This is a genomic window from Streptomyces sp. cg36 (genome assembly GCF_041080675.1).
Taxonomy (GTDB): domain Bacteria; phylum Actinomycetota; class Actinomycetes; order Streptomycetales; family Streptomycetaceae; genus Streptomyces.
The window spans coordinates 5,071,822-5,092,064 of record NZ_CP163520.1 but is presented as its reverse complement, the minus strand read 5'-3'; the positions used below and the strand labels follow the sequence as shown (position 1 = coordinate 5,092,064).

At 71.0% G+C, this 20,243-nt stretch carries 20 protein-coding genes and 1 tRNA gene; 18 read left to right on the top strand and 3 right to left on the bottom strand.

The features are described from left to right. Positions 1–4 precede the first annotated feature (4 nt). The 12 genes from AB5J87_RS22580 (at position 5) to glmS (ending at position 13,459) form a co-directional block, all read left to right on the top strand. Positions 5–934 carry a hydroxymethylglutaryl-CoA lyase gene (locus AB5J87_RS22580; protein WP_369383628.1) on the top strand — a complete coding sequence of 310 codons (930 nt, stop codon included), beginning with the start codon at positions 5–7 and terminating at the stop codon, positions 932–934. A gap of 6 nt (positions 935–940) precedes the next feature. Then, entirely contained in the window at positions 941–2,101 is a 1,161-nt protein-coding gene (locus AB5J87_RS22575; protein ID WP_369378784.1) for an acyl-CoA dehydrogenase family protein, read from the top strand. A gap of 370 nt (positions 2,102–2,471) precedes the next feature. Further along, complete coding sequence (locus AB5J87_RS22570; RefSeq protein WP_369378782.1) at positions 2,472–2,606, top strand: hypothetical protein; 135 nt, start codon at positions 2,472–2,474, stop codon at positions 2,604–2,606. Between the two features lie 142 nt (positions 2,607–2,748). Continuing rightward, positions 2,749–3,780 (top strand): ABC transporter substrate-binding protein, encoded by a 1,032-nt coding sequence (locus AB5J87_RS22565; RefSeq protein WP_369378780.1) that lies wholly within the window; start codon positions 2,749–2,751, stop codon positions 3,778–3,780. 2 nt (positions 3,781–3,782) lie between these two features. Continuing rightward, on the top strand, positions 3,783–4,622 hold the full coding sequence (locus AB5J87_RS22560; protein WP_369378778.1) for a siderophore-interacting protein: 840 nt from the start codon (positions 3,783–3,785) through the stop codon (positions 4,620–4,622). A gap of 226 nt (positions 4,623–4,848) precedes the next feature. Next, positions 4,849–6,294 (top strand): aspartate aminotransferase family protein, encoded by a 1,446-nt coding sequence (locus AB5J87_RS22555; RefSeq protein WP_369378776.1) that lies wholly within the window; start codon positions 4,849–4,851, stop codon positions 6,292–6,294. After that, positions 6,275–7,549, top strand: coding sequence for a lysine N(6)-hydroxylase/L-ornithine N(5)-oxygenase family protein (locus tag AB5J87_RS22550; RefSeq protein ID WP_369378774.1), 1,275 nt, complete (start codon positions 6,275–6,277; stop codon positions 7,547–7,549). The genes AB5J87_RS22555 and AB5J87_RS22550 overlap by 20 nt, the downstream gene beginning before the upstream one ends. Beyond that, positions 7,546–8,088, top strand: coding sequence for a GNAT family N-acetyltransferase (locus tag AB5J87_RS22545; protein ID WP_369378772.1), 543 nt, complete (start codon positions 7,546–7,548; stop codon positions 8,086–8,088). The genes AB5J87_RS22550 and AB5J87_RS22545 overlap by 4 nt, the downstream gene beginning before the upstream one ends. Next, positions 8,085–9,878, top strand: coding sequence for an IucA/IucC family siderophore biosynthesis protein (locus AB5J87_RS22540; protein ID WP_369378770.1), 1,794 nt, complete (start codon positions 8,085–8,087; stop codon positions 9,876–9,878). The genes AB5J87_RS22545 and AB5J87_RS22540 overlap by 4 nt, the downstream gene beginning before the upstream one ends. A 418-nt stretch (positions 9,879–10,296) precedes the next feature. Further along, positions 10,297–11,181, top strand: coding sequence for a DUF4429 domain-containing protein (locus AB5J87_RS22535; RefSeq protein WP_369378768.1), 885 nt, complete (start codon positions 10,297–10,299; stop codon positions 11,179–11,181). 121 nt (positions 11,182–11,302) lie between these two features. Continuing rightward, on the top strand, positions 11,303–11,581 hold the full coding sequence (locus tag AB5J87_RS22530; RefSeq protein ID WP_190091738.1) for a hypothetical protein: 279 nt from the start codon (positions 11,303–11,305) through the stop codon (positions 11,579–11,581). A gap of 60 nt (positions 11,582–11,641) precedes the next feature. Next, positions 11,642–13,459: a glutamine--fructose-6-phosphate transaminase (isomerizing) gene (gene glmS / locus AB5J87_RS22525; protein WP_369378766.1), complete on the top strand. Its 1,818-nt coding sequence runs from the start codon at positions 11,642–11,644 to the stop codon at positions 13,457–13,459. Positions 13,460–13,574: 115 nt separating this feature from the next. Here glmS and AB5J87_RS22520 read toward each other — a convergent pair whose 3' ends face one another. Both AB5J87_RS22520 and AB5J87_RS22515 read right to left on the bottom strand, forming a co-directional pair. Beyond that, the gene (locus AB5J87_RS22520; protein ID WP_369378764.1) at positions 13,575–14,144 is read right to left on the bottom strand and encodes a GPR1/FUN34/YaaH family transporter; all 570 of its coding nucleotides are present in this window, start codon (positions 14,142–14,144) and stop codon (positions 13,575–13,577) included. Between the two features lie 166 nt (positions 14,145–14,310). Further along, entirely contained in the window at positions 14,311–14,832 is a 522-nt protein-coding gene (locus tag AB5J87_RS22515; protein WP_067159339.1) for a universal stress protein, read from the bottom strand. A 379-nt stretch (positions 14,833–15,211) separates the two neighbouring features. Between AB5J87_RS22515 and AB5J87_RS22510 the strand changes: the two genes are divergently transcribed. The 6 genes from AB5J87_RS22510 to AB5J87_RS22485 all read left to right on the top strand — a co-directional run bounded on the left by AB5J87_RS22510 (position 15,212) and on the right by AB5J87_RS22485 (position 18,997). Next, entirely contained in the window at positions 15,212–15,613 is a 402-nt protein-coding gene (locus tag AB5J87_RS22510) for a hypothetical protein (protein ID WP_369378761.1), read from the top strand. A gap of 387 nt (positions 15,614–16,000) precedes the next feature. Continuing rightward, positions 16,001–17,236, top strand: a complete 1,236-nt coding sequence (locus AB5J87_RS22505) for a helix-turn-helix domain-containing protein (RefSeq protein WP_369378759.1) — start codon at positions 16,001–16,003, stop codon at positions 17,234–17,236. 5 nt (positions 17,237–17,241) lie between these two features. Continuing rightward, on the top strand, positions 17,242–17,844 hold the full coding sequence (gene orn / locus AB5J87_RS22500) for an oligoribonuclease (protein WP_369378757.1): 603 nt from the start codon (positions 17,242–17,244) through the stop codon (positions 17,842–17,844). Positions 17,845–17,989: 145 nt separating this feature from the next. Further along, positions 17,990–18,062, top strand: a tRNA-His gene (locus tag AB5J87_RS22495). A 154-nt stretch (positions 18,063–18,216) separates the two neighbouring features. Next, a complete protein-coding gene (locus AB5J87_RS22490; RefSeq protein WP_369378755.1) occupies positions 18,217–18,426 on the top strand; it encodes a hypothetical protein in 210 nt (69 codons plus the stop codon). Position 18,427: 1 nt separating this feature from the next. Further along, complete coding sequence (locus tag AB5J87_RS22485) at positions 18,428–18,997, top strand: DUF6879 family protein (RefSeq protein WP_369378753.1); 570 nt, start codon at positions 18,428–18,430, stop codon at positions 18,995–18,997. A gap of 12 nt (positions 18,998–19,009) precedes the next feature. Here the strand turns inward: AB5J87_RS22485 and AB5J87_RS22480 are convergent, their stop codons facing one another. Continuing rightward, positions 19,010–20,050, bottom strand: a complete 1,041-nt coding sequence (locus tag AB5J87_RS22480) for a LacI family DNA-binding transcriptional regulator (protein ID WP_369378751.1) — start codon at positions 20,048–20,050, stop codon at positions 19,010–19,012. Positions 20,051–20,243 lie beyond the last annotated feature (193 nt).

Below are 20,243 nucleotides of genomic sequence, written 5' to 3'. Positions count from 1 at the left end.
GCCCATGGTCGTACCCGGACAGGGCCTGCCCGCCTCGGTGCGGATCCACGAGGTGGGGGCCCGCGACGGTCTGCAGAACGAGAAGGCGGTCGTCCCGACCGAGGTGAAGGCGGAGTTCATCCACCGCCTCGCCGGCGCGGGCCTGACCACCGTCGAGGCCACCAGCTTCGTCCACCCCAAGTGGGTGCCCCAACTCGCCGACGCCGAGCAGCTGTTCCCCCTGGTGCGCGACGTCGAGGGCGTGGCGCTGCCGGTCCTGGTCCCCAACGAGCGCGGCCTGGACCGGGCGCTGGCGCTCGGCGCCGACCGGATCGCGGTCTTCGCCAGCGCCACGGAGTCCTTCGCCAAGGCCAATCTGAACCGCACGGTGGACGAGTCGCTCCAGATGTTCGCGCCGGTCGTGGCCCGCGCCAAGGAGCGGCGGGTGCACGTGCGGGGCTATCTGTCGATGTGCTTCGGCGACCCCTGGGAGGGCGCCGTCCCCGTCCACCAGGTCGTCCGGGTCGCCAAGTCCCTGATGGACCTGGGCTGCGACGAGCTGAGCCTCGGGGACACGATCGGCGTCGCCACCCCGGCCCACGTCCAGGCCCTGCTCGCCGCGCTGAACGAGGAGGGCGTGCCGACCTCCGCGATCGGCGTGCACTTCCACGACACGTACGGCCAGGCGCTCGCCAACACCTTCGCCGCGCTCCAGCACGGCGTGACCACGGTCGACGCCTCGGCGGGCGGGCTGGGCGGCTGCCCGTACGCCAAGTCCGCCACCGGGAACCTCGCCACCGAAGACCTCGTGTGGATGCTCCAGGGCCTCGGCATCGACACCGGGGTCGACCTCGGCAGGCTCACCGCCACCAGCGTGTGGCTCGCCGAGCGGCTGGGACGGCCGAGCCCGTCCCGCACCGTCCGCGCCCTCTCCCCCGACTCCCACCAGGAGTGACCCCCCATGTCCCTTGACCACCGGCTCTCAGACGAGCACGAAGAACTCCGCCGTACGGTCGAGGAGTTCGCCCACGACGTCGTCGCCCCCAAGATCGGCGACTTCTACGAGCGCCACGAGTTCCCGTACGAGATCGTCCGCGAGATGGGCCGCATGGGCCTGTTCGGGCTGCCCTTCCCCGAGGAGTACGGGGGCATGGGCGGCGACTACCTCGCCCTCGGCATCGCCCTGGAGGAGCTGGCGCGGGTCGACTCCTCCGTCGCCATCACCCTGGAGGCGGGCGTCTCGCTCGGCGCGATGCCGGTGTTCCGGTTCGGCACCGAGGAGCAGAAGCGGGAGTGGCTGCCGAAGCTGTGCGCGGGCGAGCTGCTCGGCGCGTTCGGCCTGACCGAGCCGGACTGCGGCTCGGACGCGGGCGGCACCCGCACGACGGCGGTGCGCGACGGCGACGAGTGGGTGATCAACGGCACCAAGTGCTTCATCACCAACTCCGGCACGGACATCACGGGTCTGGTGACCGTCACCGCCGTCACCGGCCGCAAGCCCGACGGGCGCCCGCTGATCTCCTCCATCATCGTTCCGTCCGGCACCCCGGGCTTCACGGTGGCCGCGCCGTACTCGAAGGTGGGGTGGAACGCGTCGGACACCCGCGAGCTGCACTTCGCGGACGTGCGCGTGCCCGCCGCCCATCTGCTGGGCGAGGAGGGGCGGGGCTACGCGCAGTTCCTGCGCATCCTGGACGAGGGCCGCATCGCCATCTCGGCGCTGGCCACGGGGCTGGCCCAGGGCTGTGTGGACGAGTCGGTGAAGTACGCCCGGGAGCGGCACGCCTTCGGCCGCCCCATCGGGGACAACCAGGCGATCCAGTTCAAGATCGCCGACATGGAGATGCGGGCGCACATGGCCCGTGTGGGCTGGCGCGACGCGGCGTCCCGGCTGGTGCGGGGCGAGTCCTTCAAGAAGGAGGCGGCGCTGGCGAAGCTGTACTCGTCGACGGTGGCGGTGGACAACGCGCGGGACGCCACGCAGGTCCATGGCGGGTACGGGTTCATGAACGAGTATCCGGTGGCCCGGATGTGGCGGGACTCCAAGATTTTGGAGATTGGGGAGGGGACCAGTGAGGTGCAGCGGATGCTGATTGCCCGGGAGTTGGGGCTCCCCGCCTGAGTGGCCCCTCCCGGGGCGCGGGGGTCGTCTGCGGGGCGGTTGCTCGCGGCCCTGATTGGCCCGGAGTTCGTCTGCGGGGCGGTGGGAGCTTGTCGCGCCGTTCCCCGCGCCCCTCAATCCCGCTGTCGCCCGCAGACCGTGGTCGGTTGCTCGCGCCGTTCCCCGCGCGCCCCAAACCCGCTGTCGCCCGCGGACCGTGGTCGGTTGCTCGCGCCGTTCCCCGCGCGCCCAAACCCCCGCGGTCCCTCGGGGCCGTCGTTTCGCTCGATGGGGTGGCTCTGTTGTGTGCGGGGGGTCGGGGTGGGGGCGGCGTTGCACTCTGGGGAGGGTGATCCCTCCCGTCTGTCCCGGCTGTCCGAACCGTCCCCCGTTGTGGAAGGACACCTCGACCACCGCCCCCGGCGCCGCCGACCACTGGCACTGGCACTGCACCGTCTGCGGTCAGCTCTACGAGCCCACGGCGTCCCACAAGGTCCGCTTCACCTACGCGCCGCTGCGGCGTTGAGCCGGGCGCCCGGCGCCCGGGCGGCCGTACGCCGCCCCGCAAGCCGCACTTGGCGACCCCTTTACAGATCCTTGTGAGGTTAGGCTAACCTACCCAGGAACTGCCAAGAGGCCGACCCCGGCACGTACGAAAGCGGACCGTCATGCCCATGTCCCGAGCGTCCCACCTCTCCCGTCGCGGCCTGCTGGCCGCCGGCGGCGCCATCGGCCTCGGTGCCGCACTGGCCGCCTGCGGGGACAGCGACGACAAGAAAAAGGGCGGCTCGCAGAAGGCTGCCGAGAACTCCGGCCCCTGGAGCTTCAAGGACGACCGGGGCAAGACGGTCGAGGCGAAGTCCACCCCGAAGACCGTCGTGGCATTCACCGGCACCGCCGCCGCCCTCCACGACTACGGCGTCGAGGTCAAGGCCGTCTTCGGTCCGACCAAGACCAAGGACGGCAAGCCGGACGTGCAGGCGGGCGACCTCGACGTCAACAAGGTCGAGATCCTCGGCAACGTCTGGGGCGAGTTCAACGTCGAGAAGTACGCCGCCCTCGCGCCGGACCTGCTCGTCACGGACATGTGGGAGAAGGACGCCCTCTGGTACGTGCCGGACAACAGCAAGGCCAAGATCCTCACGCTGGCGCCCAGCGTCGCGCTGTGGGCCGCCCAGCTGAGCATGCCGGCCGCCCTCCAGCGCCGGGTCGACCTCGCCGCCTCCCTCGGCGCCGACGTCAAGGCCGCCAAGGTCACCGAGGCCAAGGACCGCTTCGAGAAGGCCGCCGCCCGGCTGAAGGCCGCGACCAAGGCCAACCCCAACGTGACGGTGATGATCGGCTCGGCCAGCGCCGACCTGTTCTACGTCTCGGCGCCCAAGATGTCCGCCGACACCGCCTACTTCCAGGAGCTCGGCGTCAAGTTCGTCGAGCCGAAGGTCAACGCGCAGGGCTTCTTCGAGGAGCTCAGCTGGGAGAACGTCGGCAAGTACAAGGCCGACGTGATCATGATGGACAACCGCTCCACGGCCCTGCAGCCCGACGCCCTGAAGTCCAAGCCGACCTGGGCGGGCCTGCCCGCCGTCAAGGCCGGCCAGATCACCCCGCGCACCACCGAGCCGATCTACTCGTACGCCAAGTGCGCGCCGATCCTCGAAACCCTCGCCAAGGCCATCGAGACCGCGAAGAAGGTTGCCTGACCATGACGCTGACAGCCGAGACCGCCACCGTCCCCTTCCGTCTCTTCGATCTGAGCGTGGTACGGACCCGGCGGCTCGGCCCGTCGCTCGTCCGGATCACCTTCGGCGGCGAGCAGTTGGCGTACTTCGAGGGGGGCGGCCGGGACCAGAGCCTCTCGCTCTTCCTGCCGCACCCCGGCCAGGACGCGCCGGTGCTGCCGCTCACCCAGAACCCGGAGTCCTGGTTCGCCGACTACCGGGCGCTGCCCGACGGCGTGCGGGCCGTGATGCGCTCGTACACCCTGCGCGAGCAGCGGCGCGACCCCGACGAGGTCGACATCGACTTCGCCCTCCACGAGGACGGCGGACCGGCCTGCCGCTGGGCGGCGGGCGCCGCGCCCGGGGACCGTGTGGCGGTCCTCGGTCCGGCGGTCGCCGACAACACGGCGGTGCGCTTCCGCCCGCCGGCCGGTACGGACGGGGTCGTCCTGTGGGGCGACGAGACGGCGCTGCCCGCCGTCTCCGCGATCCTGGAGTGGCTCCCGGCGGGCACCCCCGCGCGGGTGTGGCTCGAAGTGCCGTTCGGCGGCGACCGGACGGAGCTGCCGAGCGCGGCGGACACCACGATCACCTGGCTGGTGAAGGAGGAGGGCGCGCCCTCCGTCCTGGACGCCGTGCGCGCCGAGCCCGCGCTGCCGGGGATCGACCCGTACGTGTGGATCGCCGGGGAGGCGTCCACCATGCGGGAGCTGCGGCGGCACTTCGTGAATGAGCGTCACATCGACCGCAGGAACGTCACTTTCGTCGGCTACTGGCGACGGGGACGCTCCGAGGACCAGCTGCGCGAGGAGGAAGCCGCGTAGCACCGCCGCGCGGGCGCGTGCGGGCCCCGATGGGCCCGCCGTACCCGCGCCAGGTGCCGACGGCGCCCGCCGGATCCCGTACGCCGGGGTCCCGCACGCCCCGGGGGCGAGGCACCGTTGAGATCGAACTTAGGTTAGGCTAACCTTACTTCGAGATCGCGGTCCTCGCCCCCTTCCTTCTGTCCGGAGGGCCCGACGAAGTCCCCGATCCGGGAGGACACTTCCCATGCGTTCGCACCTGCTCAATGACACGACGGCGGAGAGCTACCGGCGCTCCGTGACCGAAGGGGTCGAGCGGGTGGCGTCGAAACTCGCCGCGACCCGCCGCCCGTTCACCGGAGCCGCCGTCGAGGACATCGCCCCCCTCATCGACGGGATCGACCTCGACCGCCCGCTGGGCGACTCCTCCGCCGTCCTGGACGAGCTGGAGGACGTGTACCTGCGCGACGCCGTCTACTTCCACCACCCCCGCTACCTGGGCCACCTCAACTGCCCGGTCGTCATCCCCGCCGTGCTCGGCGAAGCGGTCCTCTCCGCCGTCAACTCCTCCCTGGACACCTGGGACCAGAGCGCGGGCGGCACCCTCATCGAGCGCCGGCTGATCGACTGGACCGCCGGGCGGGTCGGCTTCGGCCCGGGCGCCGACGGGGTGTTCACCAGCGGCGGCAGCCAGTCCAACCTCCAGGCGCTGCTGCTGGCCCGCGAGGAGGCCAAGACCGAGGACCTGTCGAAGCTGCGGATCTTCTCCTCCGAGTGCAGCCACTTCAGCGTCCAGAAGTCCGCCCAGCTGCTCGGCCTGGGCCGGGACGCCGTGGTGTCCATCCCCTGCGACCACGACAAGCGCATGCGGACCGTGGCGCTGGCCCGCGCCCTGGAGCGGTGCGCCGCCGAGGGCAATGTGCCGATGGCCGTCGTCGCCACCGCCGGGACCACCGACTTCGGCTCCATCGACCCGCTGCCGGAGATCGCCGAGCTGTGCGCCCAGTACGGCGCGTGGATGCACGTGGACGCCGCGTACGGCTGCGGGCTGCTCGTCTCGCCGACCCGCCGCCACCTCCTGGACGGCATCGAGAACGCCGACTCGGTCACCGTGGACTACCACAAGTCCTTCTTCCAGCCGGTGAGTTCGAGCGCGATCGTGGTCAAGGACGCCACCACGCTGCGGCACGCCACCTACCACGCGGACTACCTCAACCCGCGCCGGGCCGCCGAGGAGCGCATCCCCAACCAGGTCGACAAGTCCCTCCAGACCACCCGCCGCTTCGACGCCCTGAAGCTGTGGATGACCCTGCGCACCATGGGTGCCGACGGCGTCGGCTCGCTCTTCGACGAGGTGTGCGACCTGGCCGCCGAGGGCTGGCGGCTGCTCGCCTCCGACGCGCGCTACGACGTGGTGGTCGAGCCCAGCCTGTCCACCCTCGTCTTCCGCTACATCCCCGACGCGGTCGTCTCCCCCGCCGAGATCGACCGCGCCAACCTCTACGCCCGCAAGGCGCTGTTCGCGTCCGGCGAGGCGGTCGTCGCCGGTACCAAGACCGGCGGGCGCCAGTACCTGAAATTCACCCTGCTCAACCCCGAGACGACCATCGGCGACATCGCCGCCGTCCTCGATCTGATAGCCGGCCACGCCGAGCAGTACCTGGGAGAGAACCTTGTCCACGCAGCCTCGTGAGCCGTACGACTTCATCGGGATCGGCCTCGGCCCCTTCAACCTGGGGCTGGCCTGTCTGACCGAGCCGATCGACGAGCTCAGCGGCCTCTTCCTGGAGAGCAAGCCGGACTTCGAGTGGCACTCGGGGATGTTCCTGGAGGGCGCGCACCTCCAGACCCCGTTCATGTCGGACCTGGTCACCCTGGCCGACCCGACCTCGCCGTACTCCTTCCTCAACTACCTGAAGGAGTCCGGCCGCCTCTACTCGTTCTACATCCGCGAGAACTTCTACCCGCTGCGCACCGAGTACAACGACTACTGCCGCTGGGCGGCCGGCAAGCTCTCCTCGATCCGCTTCAACCAGACGGTGCGGACGGTCACGCACGAGGACGGCGTGTACGTCGTGCGCACCGAGGACGGCTCCGCGTTCCGCGCCCGGCGCCTGGTGCTCGGCACCGGCACCCCGCCGTTCGTCCCCGAGCCGTGCCGGGGCCTCGGCGGCGACCTGCTGCACAACTCCCGCTACCTGGACCACAAGGAGGCGCTCCAGAAGAAGGAGTCGATCACCCTGGTGGGCAGCGGGCAGTCCGCGGCGGAGATCTACTACGACCTGCTGAGCGAGATCGACGTCCACGGCTACCGGCTGAACTGGGTCACCCGCTCGGCGCGGTTCTTCCCGCTCGAATACACCAAGCTGACGCTGGAGATGACCTCCCCGGAGTACGTGGACTACTTCCACGCGCTGCCCGAGGCCACCCGCTACCGCCTGGAGACGCAGCAGAAGGGCCTGTTCAAGGGCATCGACTCGGAGCTCATCGACGCGATCTTCGACCTGCTGTACCAGAAGAGCCTCAAGGGCCCGGTCGCCACCCGCCTGCTCACCAACTCCTCTCTGAACGCCGCCAGTTACGACAGCGGCGCGGGCACGTACACCCTGGGCCTGCGCCAGGAGGAGCAGGAGAAGGACTACACCCTCACCACCGAGGGCCTGGTCCTGGCCACCGGCTACAAGTACGCCGAGCCGGAGTTCCTGGCGCCCGTCGCCGACCGGCTCAAGCGCGACGGCCGGGGCCGCTTCGACGTGGCGCGCAACTACGCCATCGACACCGCCGGCCGCGAGATCTTCCTCCAGAACGCCGCCGTGCACACCCACTCGATCACCTCGCCCGACCTGGGCATGGGCGCCTACCGCAACGCGTACATCGTCGGCGAGCTCCTCGGCCGCGAGTACTACCCGGTCGAGAAGTCCATCGCCTTCCAGGAGTTCGCCGTATGAGCACCACCGCCGGGGCCGGCACCTTCACCGTCCGCGCCCTCGACCCCCTCAAGGACGCCGAGCTGCTGCTGGGCTGGGTGACCCACCCCAAGGCCGCGTTCTGGATGATGCAGGACGCCCGGCTGGAGGACGTCGAGCGGGCGTACATGGAGATCGCCGCCGACGAGCACCACCACGCCCTGCTCGGGCTGCACGACGGCACGCCCGCCTTCCTGATGGAGAAGTACGACCCGGCCCACCGCGAGCTGGTCGGGCTGTACGAGCCGGAGCCGGGCGACGTCGGCATGCACTTCCTGGTCGCGCCGACCGACACGCCGATCCACGGCTTCACCAAGGCCGTGATCACCGCCGTGATGGCGCACCTCTTCGAGGACCCGGCGACCCGCCGGGTGGTCGTGGAGCCCGACGTGGGCAACAAGGCCGTCCACGCGCTCAACGCCGCCGTCGGCTTCGAGGTCGTCGGCGAGATAGCCAAGCCGGAGAAGACGGCGCTGCTGAGCGTCTGCACCCGGGCCGCGTTCGAGGAGGCCACCCGATGAGCACCGGGCACACCCTGGGCACCCCCGAGGTCGCCGTCCCCCACCTCACCCCCGAGCTGTGGGAGCGGGCGGGCCGGCTGCTGGTCCGCAAGGCGCTCGCCGAGTTCTCCCACGAGCGGCTGCTGACGCCCGAGCCGCTGGACGGGGGCGGCTACCGGGTCCGCAGCGACGACGGCACGGTGGAGTACCGATTCAGCGCCGAGCTGTACGCGCTGGACCACTGGCAGATCGACCCGGAGTCGGTGTCCCGGCACGGCGCCGAGGGCCCGCTGCCGCTGGACGCGCTCGACTTCTTCCTCGACCTGCGCACCGCGCTGGGGCTGAGCGACGAGATCCTGCCGGTCTATCTGGAGGAGATCTCCTCCACGCTCTCGGGCACCGCGTACAAGCTCACCAAGGAGCAGACCCCGGCCGCCGAGCTGGCGCGGGCCGGCTTCCAGGCGATCGAGACGGGGATGACCGAGGGCCACCCCTGCTTCGTGGCCAACAACGGGCGGCTCGGCTTCGGGGTGCACGAGTACGCGGCGTACGCGCCGGAGGCCGCCGCCCCGGTCCGGCTGATCTGGCTGGCGGCGCGGCGCGACCGGGCGACCTTCACCTCGGGCGCCGGTCTCGACTACGAGACGCTGATCGAGGCGGAGCTGGGCGCCGCGACGCTGGAACGTTTCGCCGCCACGCTCGCGGCCCGCGGCCTGGACCTCGCGGACTACCGGCTGCTGCCGGTCCACCCCTGGCAGTGGTGGAACAAGCTGTCGGTGACCTTCGCCGCCGAGGTCGCCCAGGACCGGCTCGTCCCGCTGGGCACGGGCGACGACTCCTATCTCGCACAGCAGTCGATCCGTACCTTCTTCAACACCACGGACCCGTCGAAGCACTATGTGAAGACGGCGCTCTCCGTCCTCAACATGGGCTTCATGCGCGGCCTCTCGGCCGCCTACATGGAGGCCACCCCGGCCATCAACGACTGGCTGGCGGGCGTCGTCGAGCGGGACTCCGTCCTGCGGGCGGCCCGGTTCTCGATCATCCGCGAGCGGGCGGCGATCGGCTACCACCACCGCCAGTACGAGCGGGCCACCGACCGCTACTCGCCCTACCGCAAGATGCTGGCCGCGCTGTGGCGGGAGAGCCCGGTGCCCTCGCTGGCGCCCGGCGAGCGGCTCGCCACGATGGCCTCCCTGCTCCACACCGACTCGGCCGGGGCGTCCTTCGCGGGCGCGCTGATCGCCGCCTCGGGGCTGGACGCCAAGGTGTGGCTGCGGCGCTACCTGGACGCCTATCTGCTGCCGGTGCTGCACTCCTTCTACGCGTACGACCTGGCGTTCATGCCGCACGGCGAGAACGTGATCCTGGTCCTCGCCGAGGACGGCAGCGTCTCGCGGGCGATCTTCAAGGACATCGCCGAGGAGATCGTGGTCATGGACCCGGACGCGGTGCTGCCGCCCGCCGTCGAGCGCGTGCGCGCCGAGGTGCCGGAGGACATGAAGCTGCTGTCCGTCTTCACGGACGTCTTCGACTGCTTCTTCCGCTTCCTGAACGCCACGCTCGCCTCCGAGGGCGTCCTGGCCGAGGCGGACTTCTGGTCGGTGGTCGCCGAGTGCGTCACGGCCTACCAGGAGTCGGTGCCGGAGCTGGCGGAGAAGTTCAAGCAGTACGACATGTTCGCCCCCGAGTTCGCCCTGTCCTGCCTCAACCGCCTCCAGCTGCGCAACAACAAGCAGATGGTGGATCTGGCGGACCCGTCGGCGGCGCTCCAGCTGGTGGGCAGCCTGCGCAACCCGATCGCGGGCTGAGGCGCGGGGCCGGGGCGGACCCCCTCCCCTCCCCGGCCCCCGCCGCACGTCCGTACGCACCGGGCGGGCCGACTTCCGGCCCGCCCGGTCGTGTTTCCCCGCCGCGCCCCGGTCGCGCCTCCCGTCGCGCCGGTGAACGCGCAGGTGATCCGCCCGAACACACAGGGTGAGCCAAAACCGGCGCCGGTGCCGGTATAGAGGGGCGTGCGCGAGCCGTCGCGGCCCGGCCGGGGCCGGAATGCGACGGCCGTAACGGCGCGGCCGAGGATGTGGATCTCGGCCATGACCTGCGGATGCCGTCCGGGCGCGCCCGGCGCCGGGGGCGCATCCATCAGTACCGGCGGTAACGGGGCCGGTCAAGACGTCCCCCGGGAGCCCAACTCGGCCGCCCCCGAGGGCCGGATGGGACAATCCCCGCATGGCGGAAATCATCCAGAACGACGGGACCTGGACCTTCGACGGGGACGCCGTGCGCATCGTGCCCGGCCGCGACAAGGGCGTCGGCCTGCTGCGCCGCACGCTGGGCGAGGTCTCGGTGCCGCTGGCGGCGCTGGCCGGGGCCTCGTACGAGCCGGGCCGCAAGAGCGGGCGGCTGAGGCTGCGGCTGCGCGAGGGCGCCGATCCGCTGCTCCAGGTCACCGGCGGCAAGCTGGACGACTCCTCCGACCCCTACACCCTGACGGTGGAGACGAAGGCGGCCGGGGTGGCCGAGTACTTCGTGGACGAGGTACGCAACGCCCTGCTGCTCGACCAGGTGCCCACCGGCCCCGTGGACCGCTATCTGCTGCCCGGCCCGGCGCTGCCCATGACCGTGGGCGCGGGCGACGGCACGGCCAGCTTCGACGGGCGCACCGTCCGCCTGGAATGGACCTGGCACACCGACGAGGTGAAGACCGGCAGCGGCCCGGCCGTGCTGGCGCTGGAGGAGCTGCACGCGGTGGAGTGGCAGCCCGCGCGGGGCCTGGTGGACGGGCACCTGCGCTTCGTGAGCTCGCCGAACGCGCCCCGGGTGCCCGCCGGGCGCGATCCGCACGCGGTGGAGCTGAACGGCTTCAAGAAGGATCCGCTGATGGCGCTGCTGGCCTCGGCGGTGGTGGTGCGGATGCCGCACCCGAACGCGGCGGCGCCGGAGCTCGCGCCCGCGCCCGGCGCCAAGGCGCTGGAGGCCGCCGCCGCGCCCGCCGCGGAGGACCACGACGTACTGCTGCGGCGGCTGCGCGAGCTCGGTGAGCTGCACCGGTCGGGGATCCTCACGGACGAGGAGTTCACCCTGGCCAAGCAGGCGGTGCTGAAGCGCCTGTAAGGGGGCCTCCGGACGGGCCGAGACCCCTTTATGGTCCAGACCATACCTATGATCATGAGAATCCTGCCCGGAATCGGGCAGGATTCTTGCATGCGCCCCGTCGAGCCCTCAATATCGACGAGTGCTCGAACGTCGCCCGTCGTCCCACGACGACCTCATCGACCACCTGGTGCGCAGCACCGCGCTCCAGCGCGGCGAGGCCGCCCGGGTGGTGCTCGATGTGCTGGCGTACTTCGACGAGACGTACGAGGAGTTCGTCCGCCGCCGCCACCGTGAGCTGCAGTCCGGTGGCCTGGTGAACGCGGAGATCTTCGAGCGGATCGCGGCCGAGCTGCCGCACCGCGCCGTGGCGCCACCGGAGCTCTCGCTGCGGCAGCTGCGCCGGATCGTCTACGGCTGAGGCGCCCGGACCGGGCCGAGCACGCGGAAACGTTGTTGTCGATGGAGGGGTAGAGCCTTTATGTGCGGAATTGTCGGTTACATCGGTAAGCGCGATGTCGCTCCCCTGCTGCTCGAAGGTCTGCAGCGGCTGGAGTACCGGGGTTACGACTCCGCGGGTGTGGTCATCAACAGCCCCAAGTCGGGCGCGCTGAAGATGGTCAAGGCCAAGGGCCGCGTCCGCGACCTGGAGGCCCGTGTCCCCAAGCGCTTCACCGGCACCACCGGCATCGCGCACACCCGCTGGGCCACCCACGGCGCCCCGAGCGACATCAACTCGCACCCGCACCTGGACCCCGAGAACAAGGTCGCCGTCGTCCACAACGGCATCGTCGACAACGCCGCCGAGCTGCGCGCCAAGCTGGAGGCCGAGGGCGTCGTCTTCGCCTCCGAGACCGACACCGAGGTCATCACGCACCTGATCGCCCGCTCCCTGGCCGACTCCCTGGAGGAGAAGGTCCGCGAGGCGCTCAAGCTGATCGAGGGCACCTACGGCATCGCCGTGATGCACGCCGACTTCGCCGACCGCATCGTGGTCGCCCGCAACGGCTCCCCGGTCATCCTCGGCATCGGCGAGAAGGAGATGCTGGTCGCCTCCGACGTCGCCGCGCTGATCGCCCACACCCGCCAGGTCGTCACCCTCAACGACGGCGAGATGGCCACCCTGAAGGCCGACGACTTCCGTACGTACACGACCTCGGGCACGGCCACCAACGCCACCCCCGAGACCGTCGAGTGGGAGGCCGCCTCCTACGACATGGGCGGCCACGACACGTACATGCACAAGGAGATGTCGGAGCAGGCCGACGCCGTGGACCGGGTGCTGCGCGGCCGGATCGACGACCGGTTCTCCACCGTCCACCTCGGCGGCCTCAACCTGGACGCCCGCGAGGCCCGCGGGGTCCGCCGGATCAAGATCCTCGGCTGCGGCACCTCGTACCACGCCGGCCTGATCGGCGCGGGCCTCATCGAGGAGCTCGCCCGCATCCCCGCGGACGCCGAGCCGGCCTCCGAGTTCCGCTACCGCAACCCGGTCGTGGACCCCGACACCCTCTACATCGCGGTCTCCCAGTCCGGTGAGACCTACGACGTGCTCGCCGCCGTCCAGGAGCTCAAGCGCAAGGGCGCCCGCGTCCTCGGCGTGGTCAACGTCGTCGGCTCGGCCATCGCCCGCGAGGCCGACGGCGGCACCTATGTGCACGCCGGGCCCGAGGTCTGCGTCGTCTCCACCAAGTGCTTCACCAACACCGTGGTCGCCTTCGCGCTGCTCGCCCTGCACCTGGGCCGCATCCGCGACCTGTCGGTGGCCGACGGCAAGCGGATCATCGAGGGCCTGCGCAAGCTGCCCGGGCAGATCGAGGAGATCCTGGCCATGGAGCCGGAGATCGAGAAGCTCGCCAAGGAGTACGCCGGTGCGCAGTCGATGATGTTCATCGGCCGGGTGCGCGGCTACCCGGTCGCCCTGGAGGCGTCCCTGAAGCTCAAGGAGATCTCCTACATCCACGCCGAGGCGTACCCGGCCTCCGAGCTCAAGCACGGCCCGCTGGCGCTCATCGAGCCCGCGCTGCCGACGGTCGCCATCGTCCCCGACGACGACCTGCTGGAGAAGAACCGCGCGGCCCTGGAGGAGATCAAGGCCCGCAGCGGGCGCATCCTGGCCGTCGCCCACCGCGAGCAGGAGAAGGCCGACCACACCATCGTCGTGCCGAAGAACGAGAACGAGCTGGACCCGATCCTGATGGGCATCCCGCTCCAGCTCTTCGCGTACCACACGGCGCTGGCCATGGGCCGCGACATCGACAAGCCGCGCAACCTGGCGAAGTCCGTCACCGTCGAGTAGTCCGCCCCCGCCCCCCCCGGGCGGAGCGACGGAAGAGCGGCCCCGCACGCGCCACCAGGCGTGCGGGGCCGCTCCCCGTGTGCCGGTGCCGCCCATTGCACCGGCGAACCGCTGCCTAGCCGGCGGCCGTCACCCCCCGGCCGGCAGCGCGCCGCGGAAGGGCCGTCGGCCAGTTGGCCAGGCCCGCCGTGGCCCCGTACCAGGAGACCGCGCCCGCGACCGCCGCCACCCAGCCGCCCGCCTTGGCGAGGCTGTCGCTGGTGGCGAAGTCGGCGACCGCCAGCAGCACCAGGGAGACGAACAGCAGCGCGTACGAGCCCTGCCGGACGGGTCCGTAGCCCGCCGAGCCCGCCGCCAGGCTGAGCGCGAGGAGCCCGAACAGCAGCAGGAACAGACCGGCCGCGTTGGTGGAGAACTTGTCGTTCGCGCCGCTGGCCCAGGTGAACCAGAAGGCGCCCAGGCCCGCGAACGCGGTGCCGGTGACGGCGTCCTGGTCACGGAACGCGACGATCCCGAGGACGAACAGGCCGATGCCGCCGACGTAGGTCGCGATCGACACGGCGTCCGCCACCGTCACGTCGTGGACGACCTTGGTGGTACCGAGACCGAAGGCGAGCAGGGTGAGTCCGAGTGCGAGGTGTCCAAGGGTGGAAGTGATGCTTCCCGCGGGGGCTTCGTGGTCCACGGCGGGCTCCCTTCATGCGCGGTTGTCCTGCGGTTGTGCTGCTTCCCAGTGACCCTTATGTACCCTTCACAAGGGCACAATCCACCCCCTACCGATGGGTAGATTCGCCCTGGAACAAAGGGAGTTGACAGCGTCTCAGCTGGGACAACGAACGGACACGAGGGGGTTACGGGATGACGACGACCGGGCGCTGGGCGCGCCGGGCCAGCCGCCCGGCGACCGACCCGAAGATCCGGCCGACGATCCCGTGCGTGGAGCCGACGACGATGGCGTCCGCCGCGTACTCCCGCCCGACTTCTTCGAGTTCGTGGCAGATGTCCCCGCCGCGCTCGACCAGGATCCAGGAGACCTCGGCCAGATAGTCCGCGCAGGCGAGCTCCAGGCCGAGCACTTCCGTGCGGTGGTCCGGCACGTCCACGAAGACCGGCGGCTCGCAGCCCGCCCACACGGTGGTGGGCAGCCGGTTGGCGACATGGACGATGATCAGACCGGAACCCGACCGTCTGGCCATGCCGATGGCGTACGCGAGGGCGCGCTCGCTGGAGGTGGAGCCGTCGAAACCGACCACCACTCCGTGCCGGAAGGCGGGGTCACAGGACAGACGTGGTTCTTCTGCCGCCTGGAGGTCCGACGTCGGGTCGGCAACCTGCTTGCGGTCCGCGGGTTCGGGGAATTCTTGACCGGCCATGGGTGTCTCGGCGTTTGGATCCTCATGGGAGGGCGACAGTTGGCGGCGGAGCAGTGTCCGGGAATCATCTTCCCAAGCCCATACCCCCAAGGGTACGGCGACACTCCTCTCCTGCCCAGAACCGCCGATGCTGCACGGCGTTCCCCGGAGCATGCACGAGCCCGCCCCGGATGGCAATGGCTCGTGGCCGGTACAGAGGTCCCTTCTTCAACATTCTGTGCACGTTCGAACCGCTTCGATCATGCTCCGACCGGGTATCGGCTGTGGCCCGGCCGTGTACGCGCAGTGACCGGATGCGCCCCCTCCCCGTTAGACCCGGGGCCGCCCCGCCCCCGACCCCCCGCCCGACACCGCCCGAAGCCCCAGGGAGCCCATGCCCGTGCCCGCCCCTCCCCTCGCCCAGCCCACCCCGTCCGGCCGCACGCGCGGCGCCGCGCCCGCCCCCTCGGGGGCCCCGCCGTACGCCGAGGGCGCGGGCCGGGGAGCCGCCGAGGGCGCGCAGGGCGTACGCGCGCCCGGCGGGGGTAACGGTGACTGCGCCGGGGACGTGGTGCGCTGGGCGGCCTTCAGCTGCCTCCTGGTGCCGGTGGTGCTCGTGGTCTACGGGGCCTCGTCGGCGGGGGCGACGGGGCTGGCGATCGGGCTCACCGCGGTCACCGCGGTCTGCCGGCTGCTGTTGCGCCAGTCCGAGCGGGCCGCCGCCGCGTCCGCCGGGCGGCACCTGGACGGCCCCGTCGGCCGACATGGCCGAAGAAGGCGGGAAAGTTCGCCGTTGGACTGACGTGTTCGCACACACGGACCCGTATGTTTTCAGCCAACTTCCCCTCCCCCCCGCCCCCTGTCCGAAATGGCCTGCCAACCCCCTTGTCACCAGCGAAAAACGGGCAGCGGTGGCGGCTTCGGCCATACGGGTACGGGCCATGCATGCGACGCCCACTTCCCAGCGGGCCCTGTGAGTGAAACCCTTCGTGATCGAATGCTTCGCGCCAAGTTGCCAAGTCGACATAGCGCTGAGTACCGGACTTGTCACGCCGACGCCACAGAACGCAGTAGATTCGATCATGCGTATCGAAGGCTGGGGGACTCGTGCAAAACCAAGGGGAAAAGTGCAGGAGCGACAAGCCCGACAAGAACGGGGAGCCGCGAACACCGAGGGGGGCTTAGCAGAATGAGCCAGGACTCCGCTGCCGCATCACCGGAGGCCACAAGGAAGCTCGCCGGCCGTCGACGCCGGGAAGTCGTTGCCGTACTGCTGTTCAGTGGCGGCCCCATCTTCGAGAGCTCCATTCCGCTCTCCGTGTTCGGGATCGACAGGCAGGACGCGGGCGTGCCCCGCTACCGCCTGCTGGTCTGTGCCGGAGAGGAGGGCCCCCTGCGGACCACAGGCGGGCTCGAACTGACCGCGCCCTATGGGCTGGAGGCCATCAACCGGGCAGGCACCGTGGTGGTGCCCGCCTGGCGGTCCATCACCTCGCCGCCACCGGCGGCGGCGCTCGACGCACTGCGCCGGGCGCACGAAGAAGGGGCCCGCATCGTCGGCCTCTGCACCGGGGCGTTCGTCCTCGCCGCCGCCGGGCTGCTCGACGGCCGCCCGGCGACCACGCACTGGATGTACGCGCCCACGCTCGCCAAGCGCTATCCGTCGGTCCACGTGGACCCGCGGGAGCTGTTCGTCGACGACGGGGACGTCCTGACGTCGGCGGGCACGGCGGCCGGGATCGACCTGTGTCTGCACATCGTGCGGACCGACCACGGCAGCGACGCCGCCGGAGCCCTCGCGCGCCGGCTCGTCGTCCCGCCGCGGCGCAGCGGCGGTCAGGAGCGCTACCTCGACAGGTCTTTACCGGAAGAGATCGGGTCCGACCCGCTGGCCGAGGTCGTGTCCTGGGCGCTGGAGCACCTCCACGAGCAGTTCGACGTGGAGACGCTCGCCGCTCGCGCGTACATGTCACGCCGTACGTTCGACCGGCGGTTCCGCTCGCTGACCGGATCGGCCCCGCTCCAGTGGCTGATCACCCAGCGGGTGCTCCAGGCCCAGCGTCTCCTGGAGACGTCGGACTACTCGGTCGACGAGGTCGCGGGCCGCTGCGGCTTCCGCTCACCGGTCGCGCTGCGCGGGCACTTCCGCCGCCAGCTCGGCTCGTCCCCGGCGTCCTACCGGGCGGCGTACCGGGCGCGCCGGCCGCAGGCGGAGCCCTCCGGGGGCCCGCCGCCCCTGGAGACCGTGCCGCCGCAGGCCCTGCCACAGGCCCGGCGCACGGCGGCGGCGAGCGCGCTGATGGGACCTGCGGCGATCGCGCACGCGATGCCGCCGGACCATCCGGGCAAATCCGTCTCGGAGATGTACGCCACCGGTTACATGCGTCCGAGTCTGCCGGGGCAGCGGAGCGGCCCCGTAGGCTGAGGCGCATGAACGACCGCATGGTGTGGATCGACTGCGAGATGACCGGGCTCTCGCTGGCGGACGACGCACTTATCGAGGTGGCCGCACTGGTCACCGACTCGGAGCTGAACGTGCTCGGTGAAGGGGTGGACATCGTGATCCGTCCCCCGGACGCCGCGCTGGAGACCATGCCGGAGGTGGTGCGCGCCATGCACACCGCCTCCGGGCTCCTCGACGAGCTGGCCGGCGGCACCACGCTGGCCGACGCCGAGGAGCAGGTCCTGGCGTACGTGCGCGAGCACGTGAAGGAGCCGGGCAAGGCCCCGCTGTGCGGAAACTCGGTCGGTACCGACCGCGGCTTCCTCCTGCGTGACATGGCGACCCTGGAGGAGTACCTCCACTACCGGATCGTGGACGTCTCCTCGGTGAAGGAGCTCGCCCGCCGCTGGTACCCGAGGGCCTACTTCAACAGCCCGGACAAGAACGGCAACCACCGCGCGCTGGCGGACATCCGCGAATCCATCGCGGAGCTCCGCTACTACCGCGAGGCGATCTTCGTACCCCAGCCGGGCCCTGACTCGGACACGGCGAAGACGATCGCCGCCAAGCACGTCCTGCCTGCGGAGTAACCCCTCCGGGGCCACCACGGGGCCACCCCGGGAGGGTGCCGCGAAACATGTGCGCGAGCACCCTCCCGGACCCTGTACACTTTTTCTCGGCCGGTAGGAAAGCCCCCAGGGACTTTCCAAGACCACAACAGTCCGGTCATGCATGGTGGGTATAGCTCAGCTGGTAGAGCACCTGGTTGTGGTCCAGGATGTCGCGGGTTCGAGTCCCGTTACTCACCCTGATCGGGAAACCCCGGTCCGCTTCGGCGGGCCGGGGTTTCCTCGTTGGTGGGCGGGGGCTGGGACCCGCCGGGGCGTGCGACCTCGTTGCGTGTTTCTCGATCCCCTGGCTACCTTCGGCCCGGCCGTACCGGCACCCACTGGGAGGAAGCCATGCCCCGCAGGCTCCGCATGCTCGGCACCAACAGTAAGAGCGGTGAGTGCCCCACCTTGTACGAGGACATCGACAGCGGCGAGATCCTCGTACAGGGCCACACGGTGACCGACCCCGCCACCCTCGCCCAGATGAGGAACGTCCTCGACGGGGAGTCCCTCGTCGTCGTCGACCGCGCCCTGCTGATCAACTTCGCGCCGAAGGAGTGACGTGGACGACGCCGTGCCCGCCCACCGGATCACCGGGTTCTTCCGCGACGCCTTCGAGCACACCGCCTGGCGTCTGGAGACCCGGCGCGCCTACGCCGCCGACCAGGGGACCGAGGAGTACCGGCGCTTCCTCGCCGGAGTGGCCCCACCGCGTGACGACGGACCCTGGTTCGTCAACGCCCGCCGGCAGACCGCGTCGGGCAAGCGGATGGAGCGCGTTCGTCTGGTCGACGAGCCGGCCACCCACAACCAGCGGTACCTGCTCGCCACGACCCCGGACAACCTCGCCGCGGGCGAGGACATCCGGTTCCTGTTCCGCTCACGGGCCCAGGAGATCGGACTCCCCGACTTCGACTTCTGGCTGTTCGACTCCAGTGTCCTGGCCACCTTCGACTGGGACGACGCCGCACGCCGCTTGGAGCTGACCACCGACCCGCACCGGGTGCCGGCCGCCTGCCGGGCCCGGGACGCGGCATGGCACTACGCGGCCCGGTACGAGGAGTTCAGGGCGCGGGTACCGTCGATGCCGACCGCGCCCCCGGGGCGACGGCCCCACGACCCGCGCACGTGAAACCCACCGCCCTCACGTGGACGAACGGATCACCAGTTCCGTAGGCAGCACCAGTCTCGCCCGGGACGGTTCGCGGGCGGAGATCTGGGTCAGGAGCAGTTGCGCCATCGTGCGGCCCATCTCTTCGATCGGCTGGCGCACGCTGGTCAGTGGGGGGTCCATGTGGCGGGCTATGGCCGAGTCGTCGAAGCCCACCAGGGCGATGTCCTCGGGGACCCGGTGGCCGCGCTCGCGCAGCAGCTGGCGGGCGCCCGCCGCCATCACGTCCGAGGCGGCGAAGACCGCGTCGACCCCGGGGGCCCGGTCCAGGAGGTCCGCCATCGCCCGGCGCCCGCCGTCCTCGGTGAAGTCCGCCGGGGATATGAGGTGCGGCCCGGCGGGCAGTCCGGCCTCGGCGACGGCGGCCCGGTAGCCGTCCAGACGGCGGCGGGCGCCGTACACGTCCAGCGGGCCCGTGATGGTGGCTATGGACCGCCGGCCGCGCGCCACCAGATGGGCCACCGCCCCGCGCGCCCCCTCGAAGTTGTCGGAGTCGACCGAGGCCAGCGGCTCGTCCTCGGAGCGGGGGCCGCTGATCACCACCGGCATGTCGAGCTGTTCGAGGAGCTCGGGCAGCGGGTCGTCGGCGTGCACCCCGACCAGCAGGACGCCGTCCACGCGGTGGCCGGTGAGGTACTGGGCGAGGCGGCGGCGCTCGCGGTCGCTGCCGACCAGGGTCAGCAGCAGCTGCATCTCCGTCTCGGCCAGCGCCTGGCCCACCCCCCGCACGACCTCCGAGAAGTACGGCTCGGCGAAGAAGCGGGTCTGGGTCTCGGGGACGACCAGGGCGATCGCGTCCGTACGGTTGGCGGCCAGGGCGCGGGCCGCGCGGTTGGGCACATAGCCGAGCTCGGCCACCGCCGCCTCCACCGCCGCGCGCGTACGGTCGCTCACCCGGGGCGAGCCGTTGATCACCCGCGACACCGTGCCCCGGCCGACACCGGCGCGCGCCGCCACCTCTTCAAGGGTGGGCCGCCCCGCCCCACGGCCCCGGACCGTGCGCGCTGCTGTCATGCCTGCCTCCCCGTCTCGCCGAACTTCGCGGAACTGGGGTGAAAACTAACAGCAGGACATCGATGTCGACTCCGTCCGCACGCTCCCTTGACACCCTCTCGGCCAGTCGCCACCCTTCAACACATCACGCCTGGGAGCGCTCCCAAACCCCGGGCCGCATGCAAGGTCCGTACCTTCCCGCAACGATGGGCGC